Raw genomic sequence first — 17041 nt, forward strand, 5'->3', positions numbered from 1 at the left:
CATAAAATCCATCCTATCTGTAGGGTGGATTTTTTCTCGTATTTTATCCTTAAATTTTTGAACCTGAATTTTAAAAAATAAAATCTTCTGTATAGACGGGTATGGTTGGATATATTATAATAAAATGGAGCCAATCATAACTAATAATCTCGAAATAAAAATGAATTTATATTTGCACTTAGGAGGTGAAGTTCCTATTGCTTGTGCATAGGAACACTAATTGGACGTATTGCCCATAATTAATTTACTTGCAGTTGCTGTACTAATTGCATTAACCGCATTTTTCGTAATGGCGGAATTTGCGATTGTAAAAATTAGAAGTACACAACTTGAACCACACATCGAAGTAGGGAAAAAATCTGCAATTGCTGCAAAGAGAATAATCACCCACTTGGATGAATATCTATCAGCGTGTCAGCTCGGAATAACAATCACTGCATTAGGGATTGGACGACTCGCGGAACCGACATTTGAGAAAATGCTCTATCCAGTCATTTCTTATTTTAATGTTAGTACTGGAATGGTTACGACGATAGCAATTGCGATCTCCTTTCTGATTGCAACTTTTCTACATGTTGTAATTGGAGAACTCGCACCAAAGACGATTGCTATTCAAAAGGCGGAGCAAGTTACCTTATTTATTGCAAGACCTCTCGTTTGGTTCTATCGTTTACTTTATCCGTTCATTTGGCTTTTAAACGGTACAGCTCGGCTAATTATTCTTGCTATGGGGTTCAAACCAATCAGCAGTCATGAAGAGACCCACACGGAAGAAGAGCTGCGTTTAATTCTAGCTGACAGTTATAAAAGTGGTGAAATTAATCAATCGGAAATGATGTATGTAAACAACATTTTTGAGTTTGATGAGCGAGTAGCAAGGGAAATCATGATACCTCGAACTGAAATGGTATATTTCTTTAAAAAAGATAGTTTAGAATCAAATATGGATGTTATCCTTGAAGGACAATATACAAGATATCCGGTAGCGGATGAGGATAAAGATAATATTATTGGATTAGTAAACTTGAAAGAAGTTCTCACAGGATATCACCAAAATAAGCATGTTACAATTGATCAGTTTATTCGGCCAATTCTGCATGTATCTGAAGCTACACCGATTAAGCAGGTGCTGCTCAAAATGCAGAAAGATCGGATCCATATGGCAATTGTTAATGATGAATATGGCGGAACAGCCGGTTTAATTACGGTTGAAGATATTTTAGAAGAAATCGTTGGTGATATTCGTGATGAATTTGATGAAGATGAAATACCTGACGTACAGGAAGTGAATGATAAGACATTCATTGTATCTGGAAAACTTCATCTGGAAGATGTGAATCAAATCCTCGGTATCGAGCTGGTAGATGATGAAGTCGACACAATCGGGGGATGGATGTTTACGACAAACCTGGACGCACAGGAAGGTGTCATCATAGAATATGAAAACCACCGTTTTATAATCGAGGAAATGGATGGTTACCAGATTAAAAAAGTTAAGATAATTAAACCATAACGGTTCATATAGAAAAGCAGGCAAATTGCCTGCTTTTTTGTTGCGTTAAAACGGTCTTATGTTTAACTACTCTCTATTAAGGATAAATACAAGAAGAAGTAATTATCTTTTCTATAGGAGGCGATGGAGTGAGTCTTACTATTACGGAAACGATTAACTGGCTTAAGGATGTGCGGAAAGAAGGAGCGAACAAGGTATTTACGATGTATTTAAACACGGATAGATCAGACCCGAACCAGCAAGGGGGAGAATGGAAGATCCACTTGAAGAACGGGATGAGAAACTTCGAAACATACTTACAGCAAGATGATAATACAGAGGAATTAAATAATTTTAAAAAGGTTAAAAAGAAAGCGATGGATTTTATTAAGGAGAATGAGCAGCAATTCCAGCGTGGCGTTATTATTTATGCAACGGCAGATGATGATGTGTGGTTTGCTAAATGTGTACAAATGCGGTTGGAGGATGAGTTCTACTGGCAGGAAACACCGGAGATTAATCAACTTATTGAACTAAGCGAAAAGTATCCAAAGCTTGGTATCGTTCTCGTGCAGCAGAACCAAGTTAAAGTGATCGATTCAGAGTCGAATCGGATTAAGGAGACAACATATTTTGAACTCGATGTAGATACAGAAGATTGGAAGATAAAACAAGGCCCAAGGCGACCATCTACTGCAGGAGCGGGTGGTCCCCATGTACAAAAGGATAGTTTTGAATCGAGATTCGCTGCTAACCAACATCGCTGGTATAAAAAGATTGCCCCGAAATTAGATAAGATAGCCAAAGACAATCAATGGGAACAGCTTTATATGGTTGGAGAAGGAGACAGTGCGAAAGAGCTTGAGAAACTTATGCATCGCCCAATCGACGCCGTTTTACAGAAGAATATGCTCGACCATGAAGAAACAAAAGTGTTAGAAGAGGTGCTCGCATAAAAAGTAAGAAGAGGTAGGAAACTCCCACCTCTTCTTACTTTTTCAACTTATTCTTCAGATAAAAATTTTGCATTCACATAGCCGGTGAATTCATCGGTTGTTACCTTTACCCATTCTTCACCGCGATCTTCAACTTCGACTTGTTGATTCATGACAAGTACGCCGACTAAATCATAATCAACACCAGGTCCGCTTCTTGCATTTAAGGTCTCGACCTCTACGGTCCTTGTTGAAGTTGTTGCTTCTATTTCTTCAGCATCTACTGTATCGTCGGCTTCTTCGTCATTTACAACCGAACCAACAGCTCCAGCTACAGTATCTGTATCTTTTGCTTCCTCTTCATCGGATTCGTTCTTTTCGTCTGTTGTGGCACTCTCCGTATCTGTCTGTGGGTATGACATAGAAGCGAGGTCTGGATTGGTAAATTTTTGTTGCATTATGCCTACAAAAACAACGAAGGCAAGCGCAACGATTGTTAGTATAATTGCAATAAAAGCTTTCGTTCTTTTCATCTTATAAACTCCTAAACTATAATATCTAGTAGTAGTATACACGAATTAAACGAAAAAGTCTTTCATTACTTACTCAACTTTCACAGGATAAACAGCTATATTTACTTTTGTAATCGATAGAAGCTGTGGAAGCTGTGAATTGTTTTCCTGTTATACAGCATAAGTGCAAGTTTCTCCTGGAGGTTCGCAGTCCAGACACCTCTCGCTTTCCGCGGGCGGCTGGTGAGCCTCCTCGCAGGCAAGCCTGCTGCGGGGTCTCACCAAGCCTATCCTCCCGCAGGAGTCTCGAGGTGTCTGGACTGCTCCGAGGGAAAGCATGATTTGGAACACTATTTTTCATTTTAGAAATTAGGATCGCTTATCATAGTGGTGAGTTAGTTTCCATTAATAATAACGCTCTCTATCAGTTCAGTTGCCCGGCGGACGGTGACTTCAACGGGAAAAGCACGAGTCCGAAGACCCCGCAGGAAGCGAACTTCTTCCGAGGCAGACTAAGAACGCCACGTCCTGTGGCAACGTCTGCATTAGCACGTCCTATGCGTCGAGGCTGAGGCCGTGCCCGTGGAAAGCATCCGTCCGCCGGGCAACTGAACGGTAATTAGAACGCCAAAAAACTGAAAGAGCTGGACACTTACGCTGTATGAAAGTATTCTTCCTTCAAAATGAAGATTCACTTTGACCAAAAATGAGAAAGAAAGCCAAGTCGGTTATTTATGCGACTTGGCATTCGGGACAGAGGCCGTAGATTTCAAATTTGTGGTCCTCGATCATGTAGTTCTCTAGTTTATTTTCAACTTCATCCATCGGACAAATATTAATTTCTTTCGTTTTTCCGCACCTGCTGCAGATAAAATGATGATGATGGTGGGTCGCACATTTCATCCGGAAGTGTTTTTCCCCATTTAATTCTGTGCTTTCAAGAATTTTCATTTCATCATATAAATGTAAATTCCGGTACACGGTGTCAAAACTAATACCTTCATATTTATCTTCCATAAATTGATGCAGTTCTTTCGCTGTCCGGTATCCATCAGCTTTTTCGAAAAAGGTTAAAATATCTTTCCTGCGCCCAGTTGATTTATACCCATTCTTTCTTAGCACTTCCATTGCATTCTGTAAATTCATTAGGCTTCCCTCATTTCTTGTTGTGATTTCCGACTCCGTTTAACCCCGATTGTTAACAGTAAAATCGTGACGGCAATCATGACAATTGTTCCACCTGGCGGGATACTTAAATAATATCCGCTTATAATACCAATGATAACAGAAATTTCACCGAACAAAATAGATAAAAACAACATTTGTTTAAACCCTTTTGCAATCCGCATCGCTGCAGCGACAGGGAGGGTCATAAGAGCGGAGACGAGTAAGACTCCAACAATCCGCATTGAAGCAGCAATAACAAGAGCAGTTAGCACAATAAATAACAGGTGAATGTGTTTCGTATGAATGCCTGAGATCGTTGCATGTTCTTCATCAAAGGATAGAGTAAGCAGTTCTTTATAGAAAAAAGTGACGATCAGAACGACGATAATAAATATTATGAAAATCAATAAGAAGTCACTTTGGCTTACAGCGGAAACCGATCCGAATAAATATCCGAATAAATCCGTGTTAAATCCATTAGCTAGAGATATGAAAATAACACTTAATCCGACACCGGCAGAAAGGATAATCGGAATTGCCAATTCCTGATATGTTTTATAAACCGTACGCAGCTTTTCAATAAAAATGGAACCGATGACGGAGAAGGCCATCCCGCTGTAAAGAGGGGGGAAGGTGATGAGAAGTAACTTCTCGATCATTAACCCAAAGGCAATCCCTGCCAATGTAACATGGGATAAGGCATCCGCAATTAAAGAAAGCCTGCGGACGACAATGAAAGTTCCGAGTAATGGAGCGATGATTCCGATTAATAAGCCAGTTATAAATGTATATCGTAAAAATTCATAGTTTAAAAAGTCAGCTAGCATAATATTCCTCCATTACGAATGATGGACAATCGTTGTGACTGGATGTCCATAAAATAAAGATAGGTCTTTATCGGAAAGGGAACAATATTCTTCAGAATTTCCATGGAAATGCAATGTCTTATTTAAACAGACAACATCTGTCGCATATTCCGTCATAATCTCAGTGTCATGGGTGACTAAAAGAATCGTAATCTCTTGTTCCTCATTTAATTTGTGTAGTAACTCATAGAATCGTTTCACATTTTCTTGGTCAACTCCAACGGTTGGCTCATCGAGAATCAATAATTCCGGCTCACTTACAAGTGCCCTAGCGATGAATACCCGCTGTTGTTGTCCGCCAGAAAGCTTTCCGATATTTTCATTGGCAAACCCACTCATATCGACCAATTCAAGTGCTCTTAGGATGTTTTGTTTATCTTGTTTGTTAAAAAATGTAAAATAGCCAAGCTTTGCCGTAAGACCGGTTGAAACGACTTCAAAAACAGTTGCAGGGAAACCTGTATTAAAGCTATTTGCTTTTTGCGAAACGAACCCGATTTTATTTCTTTCTTGAAACTTTTCCAGTGGTATGCCGAATAATGTTACATTTCCTTCATCTGGTTTAAGCAAGCCGAGAATCAGTTTGACCAGCGTGGTTTTTCCACCCCCGTTCGGACCAACTAGGCCCATAAACTTGCCCTTTGGAAGTTCAAAATTAATCCCATCGAGTATTGGTTTGTTTTGATAGGAAAAGCTGACATTATGCATCGTTATAATAGGTTCATTCATTGGAACACATCCTTTCAATTCATTGCTTCATCGAGAACTGCTAAATTATCTTTCATAATGGAGAGGTAATCCCGATTTTCTTTAATATCTTCATCGGTGAGTACTGCAAGATTATGGATAATCAACGGTTCAGCATTGATCTCTTGCTGAATCACTTCAGCAACTCGAGTTTTTACATTTTGTTCAAAAATAATATGATTGATGTTATTTTCTTTTACTACGTCAATGATTTCTACTAATTCTTTCTGGGATGGTTCATTTTCCGTGGAAAGCCCGTGGATGGAAATTTGTTCAATTCCGTAGCGTTCTTCCCAATAACCGAAAGCTGCATGGGTGACGAGTAATTTTTTAGTTGACTTTGTTGCAAGTAATTCTGTGAATTCATCATCTATTGCTTGAAGTTGTTCTTTTAAATGTGCAAAGTTTTCTGCAAACCGTTCCGCTTCATCCGGATATTGTTTACTTAACTCATCATGGATAATCTCGGCAATCTCAATCATGCGAATCGGATCGAGCCAAATATGCGGATCCTTGTCTCCGTGGTGATGATCATGATCTTCGTGAGCGTCATGGTCATCTTCTTGGGCTAAGAATAATTGTTCATGCTGACCGATTTCGATTAACTTCACATCTTCATTTTCTAAAGCGCTGGCAGCGGTGCTTGCTAATGCTTCAAGCCCTGCGCCGATATAAATAAAAGCATCTCCATCCGCAATCTTTGCCAATTCCTTTGCCGCAGGTTCATACGTATGCTCATCCACTCCAGGAGGATAAACGGACTGTACTTCAACAAGATCACCAGCAATCTCCTCAACGATAAATTGTAACGGATATATTGTTGTATAAATCGTCCCTTTTGATTGGTCGATATCATTTGATGCCGTGCTACAACCGGCTAATAATAAAATAAATAATAAAAAGATAAAAATACGTTTCAATACTCTCAATGAACATCCTCCTGTACGATGAAATTCTTCCTATAATAATTCCTTATTATTAATTCAACAATCATGCACCTGAAAGGTGAGTAGAGCTCTAATATAAGCGAAAGAGCAAGAACACTTATGCTGAATGGTGGCAATCAGCTTATGAAATTCTTTTCTAATCATATCGTAACCGTTCCGATTTGTAAATAATAATCATTTCGATTTAGAAAAAAACCAACATCTCTGTTGCGAAATATCAGAAAGTATTTTATACTAAAAGCAGGTTAAGAGATTGTTCTCTTATTTTTTTAAAGAATAATGAATGAGCATTCATTCAAAGATATGGATTGGGGGATAAAACATGAAACGGTCAATCAAGCGAGCTGCTGTATTAGGCTCTGGAGTAATGGGGTCTGGAATCGCCGCACACTTAGCAAATAACGGCATTCCTGTACAAATGCTCGACATTGTACCATCAGAATTAACGGTGCAAGAGGAAAAACAAGGATTGTCGCTAGAAGACAAAAGAGTGCGTAATCGGATAGTCGAGAAAAGTAAACAGGCATTATTAAAGCAAAAGCCATCACCCATTACATCGAAGGCAAGTCTTGATTTGATTGAAATTGGGAATTTTGAAGATGATATGGAACGCTTAGAGGAAGCCGATTGGATTATTGAAGTAGTGACAGAGAATCTTGAAATCAAGAAGCAAGTATTTGCAAATGTGGATAAACACCGGAAGAAGGGCAGTATTGTTAGTTCCAACACGTCAGGAATATCTGTAGAAGCGATGATTGAAGACTGTAGTGAGGATATGAAGAAACATTTCCTAGGAACACATTTCTTTAATCCACCGCGTTACTTAAAATTGTTGGAAGTAATTCCAACCTCACATACCGATCCAGATGTACTTGAGTTCATGAAAGTATTCGGTGAGAATGTTCTTGGTAAAGGGGTTGTAGAAGCGAAGGACACGCCAAACTTTATAGCAAACCGAATTGGGACATATGGGCTTCTTATCACACTAAGGGAAATGCTTGAACAAGGATTTAGTGTTGGGGAAGTTGATTCGGTTACTGGTCCACTTATCGGTAGACCGAAGAGTGCCACGTTCCGTACATTGGATGTAGTCGGCCTCGATACATTCCTGCACGTCGCACGAAACGTCTATGACAAAGTGGAAGGAAAAGAAAAGGAAGTATTTGATCCGCCGGCATTTATGCAGAAAATGGTTGAAAATGGTTGGCTCGGTTCTAAATCTGGAAAGGGATTTTACGAGAAAAAAGCTGGAGTCATTTATGAAATTGATCCGGATACACTTGAATTTAGTGAACGAAAGAAATTACAAACACCAGCAATCGAAATGGCAAAGCAAGCAAAAGGCTCTCGCGCCAAAATGAAAGCGCTTCTATCGATGCCCGATGATCCAGCAGCTAAGCTCGTTTGGTCTTTATTAAAACCGGTCCTTATTTATTCCGCCGAACTGGTCGGTGAAATTGCCGATGATATTACGGCTATTGACGAAGCGATGAAATGGGGATTCGGTTGGGATATCGGACCATTTGAGACGTGGGATGCGATTGGTTTGAAACAAGCAACCGAGCGGATGCAACGTGAAGGGGAGACAGTGCCAAGCTGGGTGCTAGAGTTAATTGAAAAAGGATATGAATCTTTTTATAAACAAGCAGACGGAGAAATAACCTTTTATAATGGCAATGAATTTGAAGAGCTTAAGACAAATCCGAAAGAAGTGAATCTAAGACTCTTTAAGAATGAATCAAATGTAATCAAGAAAAATACTGGTGCAAGTTTAATAGATTTAGATGATGGTGTTCTATTACTTGAATTCCATTCACCAAATAATGCGATTGGTCTCGATATTATGCAAATGGTGAACACAGCAATCGAGGAAGCTGAAGCTAACTATGAGGGGCTTGTTATTGGAAACCAGGGTAAAAACTTCTGTGTTGGTGCTAATCTCGCATTAATGTTAATGGAAGCACAGGATGATAATTTCTATGAACTTGATATGGTCATCCGTATGTTTCAAAATATGACGACAAACATTAAATATGCAAATATACCAGTAGTCGTCGCTCCATTTAATATGGCGCTTGGAGGCGGGGCGGAAGTGTCGCTACCTGCAGCAGCAATTCAAGCGTCACCGGAAACATATATGGGACTTGTCGAAGTTGGTGTCGGTCTTATACCTGGTGGAGGTGGCACGAAAGAACTTTATCTAAAACAACTTCGCAATATGCCAAAGGGGATCGATTTTGACTTATCGAAGGTCGCGAATGATGTCTTTGAAAAAGTGGCAACAGCGAAAGTATCAACCTCCGCAAAAGAAGCACAAGAGCTAGGATTTCTAGACCAAAAAGATGCGATCAGTGCGAATCCAGATCATTTAATTTACGATGCCAAACAAAAAGTGCTTGCACTAGCTCAAGCAGGTTACCGGGCACCTGCAAAAGAAAAAATTCCGGTCGTTGGAAATGCAGGCTATGCGGCGATGCTGCTCGGGGCAAAAAATCTCCAGATGAGCGGTTATGCATCTGAACATGATGTGAAGATTGCCGAAAAGCTAGCCTATGTCTTATCCGGTGGAAGAATTAAAGAAGGTTCGCTTATTGATGAGCAGACAATGCTCGATTTCGAGCGAGAAGCATTCTTAAGTCTAATCGGTGAACCGAAAACACAAGCCCGGATGCAACACATGTTAATGAAAGGGAAACCATTACGCAACTAAGGACCTGAGGGGGAGAAAATGTGAAGGAAGCAGTTATCGTTGCAGGAGCAAGGACTCCGGTCGGTAAGGCGAATAAAGGTAGTTTAAGAGACGCGAGACCGGATGATTTAGCTGCACTGACAATCAAAGAAACATTGAAAAGGGCAGGCGACTATACCGGAAATATTGATGACGTCATCATCGGTTGTGCGATGCCGGAAGCAGAGCAAGGGATGAATATGGCAAGAAACATTGCGGGGCTTGCCGGTCTTCCGAAAGAAGTTCCGGGAATTACAATTAATCGCTATTGTTCTTCCGGACTGCAAGCAATCGCCTATGGTGCTGAACGTATTATGGTTGGCGCAAGTGATGCGATTATTGCTGGTGGAGCAGAGTCGATGAGCTTAATTCCGATGGGCGGACATGTCATTAAACCAAACCCGAAACTCGTAGAAGATGCGGTTGGCTATTATATGGGCATGGGACATACGGCGGAAGAAGTGGCGAATCGTTTCAATATATCCCGAGCAGATCAAGATGCTTTTGCAGCACAAAGTCATGAGCGGGCAGCGAAAGCAATTCAAGAAGGTAAATTCGCTGATGAAATTGTCTCGGTGGAAGTCACAGAACGTGTTATCGGTAAGGATAATAAGGTTGTAGAACAGACAAAACAATTTGCGATGGATGAAGGGGTACGCGCAGATACAAATACAGAAGTCCTTGCTAAACTGAGACCTGCATTTCATGTTAAGGGATCTGTAACAGCTGGAAACTCCTCGCAAATGAGCGATGGGGCAGGAACCGTCCTATTAATGGAGCGCGAGAAAGCCCAAGCAGAAGGATTAATCCCCTTATTAAAATTCCGTTCCTATGCTGTAGCTGGAGTGGAGCCGGAAATTATGGGAGTAGGTCCTGTAAAGGCGATACCAAAGGCACTGGAAATTGCCGGCCTTGAGTTATCGGATATCGGATTGATCGAGCTGAATGAAGCGTTCGCATCCCAATCGTTACGAGTTATTGAAGCGCTTGACTTAGATACTTCCATTGTGAATGTAAACGGTGGAGCAATTGCACTCGGGCACCCGCTAGGAATGACGGGAACGAAGCTGACGCTAACTTTAGCTCATGAGATGCGCCGCAGAAATGTTCAATTTGGAATTGTTACGATGTGTGTTGGCGGTGGAATGGGAGCAGCAGGAGTATTTGAGCTAATTTAATTTTTACAACTAACTTTTAATAAAAGGAGAAGATCGATTATGAGTGAAACAAAAGACAGACTCTTTAAAGGAGGAGCTTTCCTCATTGAAGAATTAACCGGTGAGGACATTATCACTCCTGAGGACTTAACAGATGAGCATAAAATGATTGCGAAAACAACAGAGGAATATGTTAACAATGAAGTCGTCCCGCTTATCGACAAGTTAGAAAACCACGAATTCGAACATTCCGTGGAATTATTGAAAAAGGCGGGAGAGCTAGGCCTGCTCGGTGCAGATGTTCCGGAGGCTTACGGTGGGCTTGGTCTGGATAAGATTAGCTCATCCTTGATTACAGAGAAAATGGCACCAGCAGGAGGATTTTCCATCACTCATGGAGCCCATGTCGGTATCGGCTCGCTGCCAATTGTGTTTTTCGGGAATAAAGAACAGAAGGAGAAATATTTGCCAAAGCTTGCGACGGGCGAGCTAATCGCCGCCTATGCCCTGACAGAACCTGGCTCCGGTTCAGACGCTCTCGGGGCAAAAGCGACTGCCAAGCTGAATGAGGCAGGAACCCACTATATTTTGAATGGGGAAAAGCAGTGGATCACGAACTCCGCGTTCGCAGATGTATTTGTCGTCTATGCAAAAATTGATGGTGAACATTTCTCTGCGTTCATTGTAGAACGCGATTATCCAGGTGTGTCCACCGGTTTGGAAGAGAAGAAGATGGGGATTAAGAGCTCATCGACCCGGACACTGATTTTGGAAGATGCAGAAGTGCCGGTAGAGAATCTCCTAGGTGAAAAAGGTAGAGGACATATTATTGCCTTTAATATTTTGAACGTTGGACGTTACAAACTAGCCATCGGTGGAGTTGGTGGCTCGAAACGGGCATTTGAACTAGCGGCAAAATATGTAAATGAACGGAAACAATTCAGTGTACCAATTTCGAGCTTCTCCCTAACCCAATCTAAGCTTGCTACGATGGCGAGTGAAATCTATGCAAATGAAAGTGCGGTTTATCGTACAGTAGGATTGTTCGAGCAGCGGATGGGTGCTTTGTCTGATGAAGAACTTGAGGACGGTCGGGAAATTGCCCGGGCAATTGCTGAGTACCAAATCGAATGCTCGATAACGAAATATATGGCGACAGAATTACTTGATCGCACTGCTGACGAGGCAGTTCAGCTGCATGGTGGGTATGGGTTCATGGAAGAATATGAGGTAGAAAGAATCTATCGGGATTCCAGGATCAACCGGATATTTGAGGGTACGAATGAAATCAACCGACTGCTTGTTCCGGGAACATTGCTGAAGAAGGCGATGAAAGGGGAACTACCATTATTACAGAAAGCCCAAGGACTTCAGGAAGAGCTTATGATGATGATGCCTGAAGAAGTTGGCACAGGACCACTTGATCAGGAAAAGCATTTAGTGCGTAATGCAAAGAAAATTGTTCTCTTAGGTGCTGGTTTGGCGGCACAGAAATACATGCAGAAGCTTGAGAATGAGCAAGAAATTCTCGTCCACTTGGCCAATATGGTTGGAGATGTCTTTAATATGGAATCAGCCCTCCTCCGTACTGAAAAAGCGATCCATCATACGGGCGAGGAGAAGAATGAGCTGAAACTGCTTTATACTCAAGTATATGTACAGGAAGCATTCAATCGGATTGAGGCAGCAGCAAAAGAGATCTTAATTGCGGTGGAAGATGGGGATACTCTACGGATGATGCTCTCTTCCTTACGTAAATTGACCCGTCATGAACCGACGAATGTTACTCTGAAGAAACGGGAAATCGCCAAATCACTTATCGAAAGTGAAAAGTATATCGTATAATTTCAGTTCGTCCGGAGTATAGAATATGCTCCGGACCATTTTTTTTAAAACCATACGAGCTCTGTAGCAAATACATGTGTCAACAAACCTTCTATGTTAAAATAGTGGTAATTACATAAAGGAGCTGGTTTTTTAAAATGAGTATGACTTTTTACTGGTATCCAAAATGCGGCACGTGCAGAAATGCGAAGAAGTGGTTGGAAGCGAACGATATCGACTTTGAGGCAGTCCATATCGTTGAGGATACACCATCTAAGGAAGAGATTTTACAATTGATTGAAAAAAGTGGTCTAGAACCGAAGAAGTTCTTTAATACGAGCGGTAAAAAATATCGCGAATTGAATATGAAAGAGAAGATTAAAGATGCTTCAGTTGAAGAAATGGCAGAATACCTAGCTTCTGACGGTATGTTGATTAAACGACCGATAGCAGCGATGGGAGACAAAGTTACGGTTGGTTTTAAAGAAGACGAATACGAATCAATTTGGAAATAGTACAGAAGGTAAAGAGAAAATGTGATGTATAGTAGATTTTCTAATCTATCCATTGTATAGTTGGAGTGAGAAGAAACGGAAAGGATGATAACCGATGAATTTACCAGAGGACTTACGTTATACGAAAGAGCACGAGTGGATTAAGAAAGAGAGCGACAATAAAGTGCGCATCGGAATTACTGATTTCGCTCAAGATGAACTTGGAGATATCGTGTTTGTCGAACTTCCGGAAGAGGGCGACACAGTCGAAGCGGACGATTCATTTGGCAGTGTAGAATCGGTAAAAACAGTTTCCGAGTTATATGCACCAGTCAAAGGGACAATAGTTGAAATCAATGAAGAATTGGAAGACAGCCCAGAACTTGTCAACGAATCTCCATATGAACAGGCTTGGATGATCGTTGTAGAACTAGAGGACGCAAGTGAATGGGATAATTTACTGACAGCTGAAGAATACAAAGCAATTATAGAAGAAGATTAATACAGCAAGACAAAAAAGAGGGGGACTAACTATACAATAAAACAGTATAGTCAGCCTCCTTTCTTTCATATGCTATAATAATAGGTGGATGATTTGATCGGATAAGGAGTGGCAGGGTATGATAGCACACGAAACCGAAAAAGTTATTATTGTGGAGGGGTTGACAGATAAACGTAAGATAGAAGAAATTCTAAGCGAAGAAGTCACGATTATTTGTACAAACGGCTCACTAAGCATCCATTGGTTTGATGAGCTGTTAGAAACATATAACTTAGATGAAAATGATGTCTACATCTTTGTCGATGAAGATAAAAATGGCTTGAAACTACGAAAACAACTGGCACGGGAACTCCCTCATGCCGACCATATTTATATCAGCAGGGATTACCGTGAAGTCGCAACTACCCCTTATAAAATCCTTGCCTCCTTACTCGTTGCAAAACATTTTTCAGTACGACCAACATTTTTATACTAGTCAGGTGAGCCTATGCAGAAAGTAATATCAAAACAGCTAAAGAAAGATTCTTACTTATTATATATTTATTCGCCATTTTGCGGCACATGCCATATGGCTAGGACGATACTTGAAAAAATTGAAGACATTCATGGCGAAGAAATATTTTATGAAATGAATGCCAATTTTGAAGAAGCTTTCTTACACGAACATAAAATAGAGAACGTGCCTTGTTTATTAATTAAAGAGAATAATGAAGTAAAGGAGAAAGTGTATACTTTCTATTCTACCGGTAATATTTATCGTTATCTTTTCGAATATAAGCCTGAGCTCTTCACTGGGGAAAGCTATTGACAGCTTAACTCAACTCATGCTATGATTTCTTTATATTAATTGAATAGGTATGCTCTTATCGAGAGCGGTGGAGGGACTGGCCCTGTGAAACCGCGGCAACCTTCAAAGTCATTTGAAAGGTGCCAATTCCTGCTAATATCTTGATAGATAAGAGAACAAGAAATGCAATTATAGGTAAAAGCGTCTTTCTGTTCTCGAATAGAAAGGCGCTTTTTTGATTTATTTGGAAGGAGATAGTCAGTTGATTTCCATTAAAGGTTTAAGGAAGCAATACGTTACAAAAGAAAGGCAAATCATTGCAGTTGATGATTTGGATCTGGATATAAAAGAAGGAGAAATATTTGGCGTTATTGGTTATAGTGGTGCTGGTAAAAGTACCTTCATCCGCTTGATCAATCGGTTGGAGGAGCCATCAGGAGGCTCTGTAACAATAGGTGATAAAGACATAACACGTTTGAAGAAAAATGATCTCCGCATTGCACGCCAGGACATTGGAATGGTGTTTCAACATTTTAATTTACTATGGTCGCGGACTGTGGCGGAGAATATTGCATTCCCGCTTGAAATTGCTGGAATGAGCAAAACGGATCGTAAACAGCGGGTTCAGGAATTGATCGACTTAGTCGGTTTAACTGGTCGGGAAGATGCTTATCCATCTGAATTAAGTGGTGGGCAAAAACAGCGTGTCGGTATTGCTAGATCACTGGCGAACAAACCGAAACTATTACTTTGTGATGAAGCGACATCTGCTCTTGACCCGGAAACGACAACATCTATTTTGGATCTACTCGTAGACATTAATGAAAAGATGGGACTCACAATTATTCTGATTACCCACGAAATGCAGGTCATCCGGAAAATTTGCCACCGAGTTGCTGTTATGGAAGAAGGAAAAGTAGTTGAAATGGGAGATGTCCTCGATGTTTTCCTGCATCCGAAACAACAAATAACAAAGAAATTTGTTAGCCAAGTGATGGGAAATACAGAGGAAGAGGATGCGATCCCAAGCATGCTCCAAGATAATCCAGAAGGGAAGCTAATCAAGCTGCAATTTATCGGAGAGTCAGCGAACAAAGCTTTAATCAGTCAGCTTGCAAAGCAGTTTGCCATCGATATCAATATTATCCAAGGCAAGATTACAAATACGAAGGCCGGAAGTTACGGAACATTGTTTGTTCAAATTACTGGTGAGGATGCGGAAATTGACCGTGCTATTCTCTATGTTCAAACGAAAACCTCCGTGGAATTGGAGGTCATCCTAAATGTTTGAAAATGTGAATATGGACGAGCTGTTAACAGCGACTAATGAAACTTTTTATATGACAATTATTTCGCTATTGGGCACCTTGGTCATCGGAATACTTCTTGGATTATTACTATTTCTTACAGCAAGAGGCGGTATTTGGGAAAATAAAGTCATTAATGCAATAACCGCATCTGTTGTCAACGTATTCCGTTCGATTCCGTTTATAATATTGATTCTGTTACTATTTCCATTTACAAATTTCCTTATTGGGACGATTCGAGGACCAAGTGCTGCGCTACCAGCGCTAATTATCGGCAGCGCGCCATTTTACGCTCGGCTTGTGGAGATTGCGTTCCGGGAAGTTGATAAAGGTGTCATTGAAGCTGCAAAATCAATCGGTGCGAAGACGAGTACGATTATATTTAAAGTATTGATACCTGAATCCTTACCAGCTCTCGTATCAGGGCTGACCGTTACGGCTATTGCACTTATCGGCTATACCGCGATGGCAGGAATAATTGGGGCAGGCGGTCTTGGAGATTATGCTTATTTCTATGGTTTCCAGCGCCGGAACTTTGATCTTGTGTTTATTTGTACGATAATAATTTTGATCATTGTATTTATTATTCAATTTATTGGAGATTTCATTACCAATAAAATAGATAAAAGATAAAAAGGAGAGGAATAAAGATGAGAAAGTTTCTAGGATTAATTCTACTATCATTCATTCTGTTGCTGGCTGCATGTGGTACAAGTGGAGAAAAAGAAGATACCGCAAATGGCGCAGATGATGCAGATAAGACCGCTGGAGAAGAAGCCACAGAACCGGTTGATATCGTTATTGGTGCATCAAGTACACCCCATGCTGAAATTTTAGAAGAAGCTAAGCCGTTGCTTGAAGAGCAAGGAATCAATATTACAATCGAGACGTATCAAGATTATGTATTGCCGAATGAGGACTTGGAATCGGGTACGCTCGATGCGAACTTTTTCCAGCATATTCCATTCCTCGATCAAACAATTGATGACACAGGGTATGATTTAGATTATATTGATGGAATCCATATTGAACCGATGGGTGTTTACTCGAAAAATATCACATCACTTGATGAGATTGAGGATGGTCAAGAGATTATCATCAGCCGTTCCATTCCTGACCATGGACGTATTCTGTCATTATTTGAGCAACAAGACTTGATTACATTGGATGAGAGTGTAGAGAAATCTACGGCAACAATTGAGGATATTGTAGACAATCCTTTGAATTTAACATTCTCACCAGATGTGGATCCATTGTTATTGCCAGAAATGTACGAGTCGGAGCCGGATGCATTAGTTGCAATCAACACAAACTATGCCATCGATGCAGGCCTGAATCCGCTAGAAGATGCGTTATTCATTGAAGACGAGAATTCAGAGTATGTAAACGTCATCGCTGTCCGCAGCGAAGACAAAGACAATCCTGCGTTCCAAACATTAGTTGATGTTTTACAATCGGAAGAAATCCAAAACTTCATCTTAGAAAATTATGATGGGGCAGTTGTTCCGGTTGGCGGAAGCAATTAAAATTTGTGAAATCGGTAGTAAAGGGAAGCATAAGCTTAGATGTTTATGCT

General features: G+C 40.6%; 17 protein-coding genes and 1 riboswitch. Of the genes, 12 read left to right on the plus strand and 5 right to left on the minus strand.

Annotated elements, in window-relative coordinates; all coding sequences use genetic code 11:
• Window positions 1–220: 220 nt before the first annotated feature.
• Together IEX94_RS13430 and IEX94_RS13435 are read left to right on the plus strand one after the other, a co-directional pair.
• Window positions 221–1513, plus strand: a complete 1293-nt coding sequence (locus tag IEX94_RS13430; protein ID WP_188858201.1) for a hemolysin family protein — start codon at window positions 221–223, stop codon at window positions 1511–1513.
• Between the two features lie 128 nt (window positions 1514–1641).
• Window positions 1642–2448, plus strand: a complete 807-nt coding sequence (locus IEX94_RS13435; protein WP_229782724.1) for a VLRF1 family aeRF1-type release factor — start codon at window positions 1642–1644, stop codon at window positions 2446–2448.
• A 47-nt stretch (window positions 2449–2495) separates the two neighbouring features.
• On the opposite strand, the gene IEX94_RS13440 is transcribed toward IEX94_RS13435, so the two are convergent.
• From IEX94_RS13440 to IEX94_RS13460, 5 genes are all read right to left on the minus strand, one after another.
• Window positions 2496–2960, minus strand: a complete 465-nt coding sequence (locus IEX94_RS13440) for an SH3 domain-containing protein (protein WP_156855793.1) — start codon at window positions 2958–2960, stop codon at window positions 2496–2498.
• A gap of 711 nt (window positions 2961–3671) precedes the next feature.
• Window positions 3672–4085 carry a Fur family transcriptional regulator gene (locus tag IEX94_RS13445; RefSeq protein ID WP_156855794.1) on the minus strand — a complete coding sequence of 138 codons (414 nt, stop codon included), beginning with the start codon at window positions 4083–4085 and terminating at the stop codon, window positions 3672–3674.
• Window positions 4085–4933 carry a metal ABC transporter permease gene (locus IEX94_RS13450; protein ID WP_188858202.1) on the minus strand — a complete coding sequence of 283 codons (849 nt, stop codon included), beginning with the start codon at window positions 4931–4933 and terminating at the stop codon, window positions 4085–4087. The genes IEX94_RS13445 and IEX94_RS13450 overlap by 1 nt, the downstream gene beginning before the upstream one ends.
• A gap of 12 nt (window positions 4934–4945) precedes the next feature.
• Window positions 4946–5701: a metal ABC transporter ATP-binding protein gene (locus IEX94_RS13455; protein ID WP_188858204.1), complete on the minus strand. Its 756-nt coding sequence runs from the start codon at window positions 5699–5701 to the stop codon at window positions 4946–4948.
• Window positions 5702–5715: 14 nt separating this feature from the next.
• Window positions 5716–6648 carry a metal ABC transporter solute-binding protein, Zn/Mn family gene (locus IEX94_RS13460; protein ID WP_188858207.1) on the minus strand — a complete coding sequence of 311 codons (933 nt, stop codon included), beginning with the start codon at window positions 6646–6648 and terminating at the stop codon, window positions 5716–5718.
• A 340-nt stretch (window positions 6649–6988) separates the two neighbouring features.
• Here IEX94_RS13460 and IEX94_RS13465 point away from each other — a divergent pair, with 340 nt between their 5' ends.
• The 10 genes from IEX94_RS13465 (at window position 6989) to IEX94_RS13510 (ending at window position 16991) form a co-directional block, all read left to right on the plus strand.
• Window positions 6989–9376, plus strand: a complete 2388-nt coding sequence (locus tag IEX94_RS13465) for a 3-hydroxyacyl-CoA dehydrogenase/enoyl-CoA hydratase family protein (RefSeq protein ID WP_188858209.1) — start codon at window positions 6989–6991, stop codon at window positions 9374–9376.
• Between the two features lie 20 nt (window positions 9377–9396).
• Window positions 9397–10572 (plus strand): acetyl-CoA C-acetyltransferase, encoded by a 1176-nt coding sequence (locus tag IEX94_RS13470; protein ID WP_188858212.1) that lies wholly within the window; start codon window positions 9397–9399, stop codon window positions 10570–10572.
• Between the two features lie 39 nt (window positions 10573–10611).
• Window positions 10612–12396: an acyl-CoA dehydrogenase FadE gene (locus tag IEX94_RS13475; protein ID WP_188858214.1), complete on the plus strand. Its 1785-nt coding sequence runs from the start codon at window positions 10612–10614 to the stop codon at window positions 12394–12396.
• A 137-nt stretch (window positions 12397–12533) separates the two neighbouring features.
• Entirely contained in the window at window positions 12534–12890 is a 357-nt protein-coding gene (locus IEX94_RS13480) for an arsenate reductase family protein (RefSeq protein WP_188858216.1), read from the plus strand.
• Between the two features lie 94 nt (window positions 12891–12984).
• Entirely contained in the window at window positions 12985–13371 is a 387-nt protein-coding gene (gene gcvH, locus IEX94_RS13485; protein ID WP_188858218.1) for a glycine cleavage system protein GcvH, read from the plus strand.
• A 118-nt stretch (window positions 13372–13489) separates the two neighbouring features.
• Complete coding sequence (locus IEX94_RS13490; RefSeq protein WP_188858221.1) at window positions 13490–13846, plus strand: toprim domain-containing protein; 357 nt, start codon at window positions 13490–13492, stop codon at window positions 13844–13846.
• A 12-nt stretch (window positions 13847–13858) separates the two neighbouring features.
• Window positions 13859–14179: a thioredoxin family protein gene (locus IEX94_RS13495; protein WP_188858223.1), complete on the plus strand. Its 321-nt coding sequence runs from the start codon at window positions 13859–13861 to the stop codon at window positions 14177–14179.
• Window positions 14180–14231: 52 nt separating this feature from the next.
• Window positions 14232–14333: riboswitch (SAM riboswitch) on the plus strand.
• A gap of 87 nt (window positions 14334–14420) precedes the next feature.
• A complete protein-coding gene (locus IEX94_RS13500) occupies window positions 14421–15449 on the plus strand; it encodes a methionine ABC transporter ATP-binding protein (RefSeq protein ID WP_188858225.1) in 1029 nt (342 codons plus the stop codon).
• Entirely contained in the window at window positions 15442–16098 is a 657-nt protein-coding gene (locus IEX94_RS13505) for a methionine ABC transporter permease (RefSeq protein ID WP_188858228.1), read from the plus strand. The genes IEX94_RS13500 and IEX94_RS13505 overlap by 8 nt, the downstream gene beginning before the upstream one ends.
• 17 nt (window positions 16099–16115) lie before the next feature.
• Window positions 16116–16991, plus strand: coding sequence for a MetQ/NlpA family ABC transporter substrate-binding protein (locus IEX94_RS13510; protein WP_188858229.1), 876 nt, complete (start codon window positions 16116–16118; stop codon window positions 16989–16991).
• The last annotated feature ends 50 nt before the right edge of the window (window positions 16992–17041 follow it).

It is taken from the genome of Oceanobacillus indicireducens, assembly GCF_014647195.1.
Lineage (GTDB): Bacteria > Bacillota > Bacilli > Bacillales > Amphibacillaceae > Oceanobacillus > Oceanobacillus indicireducens.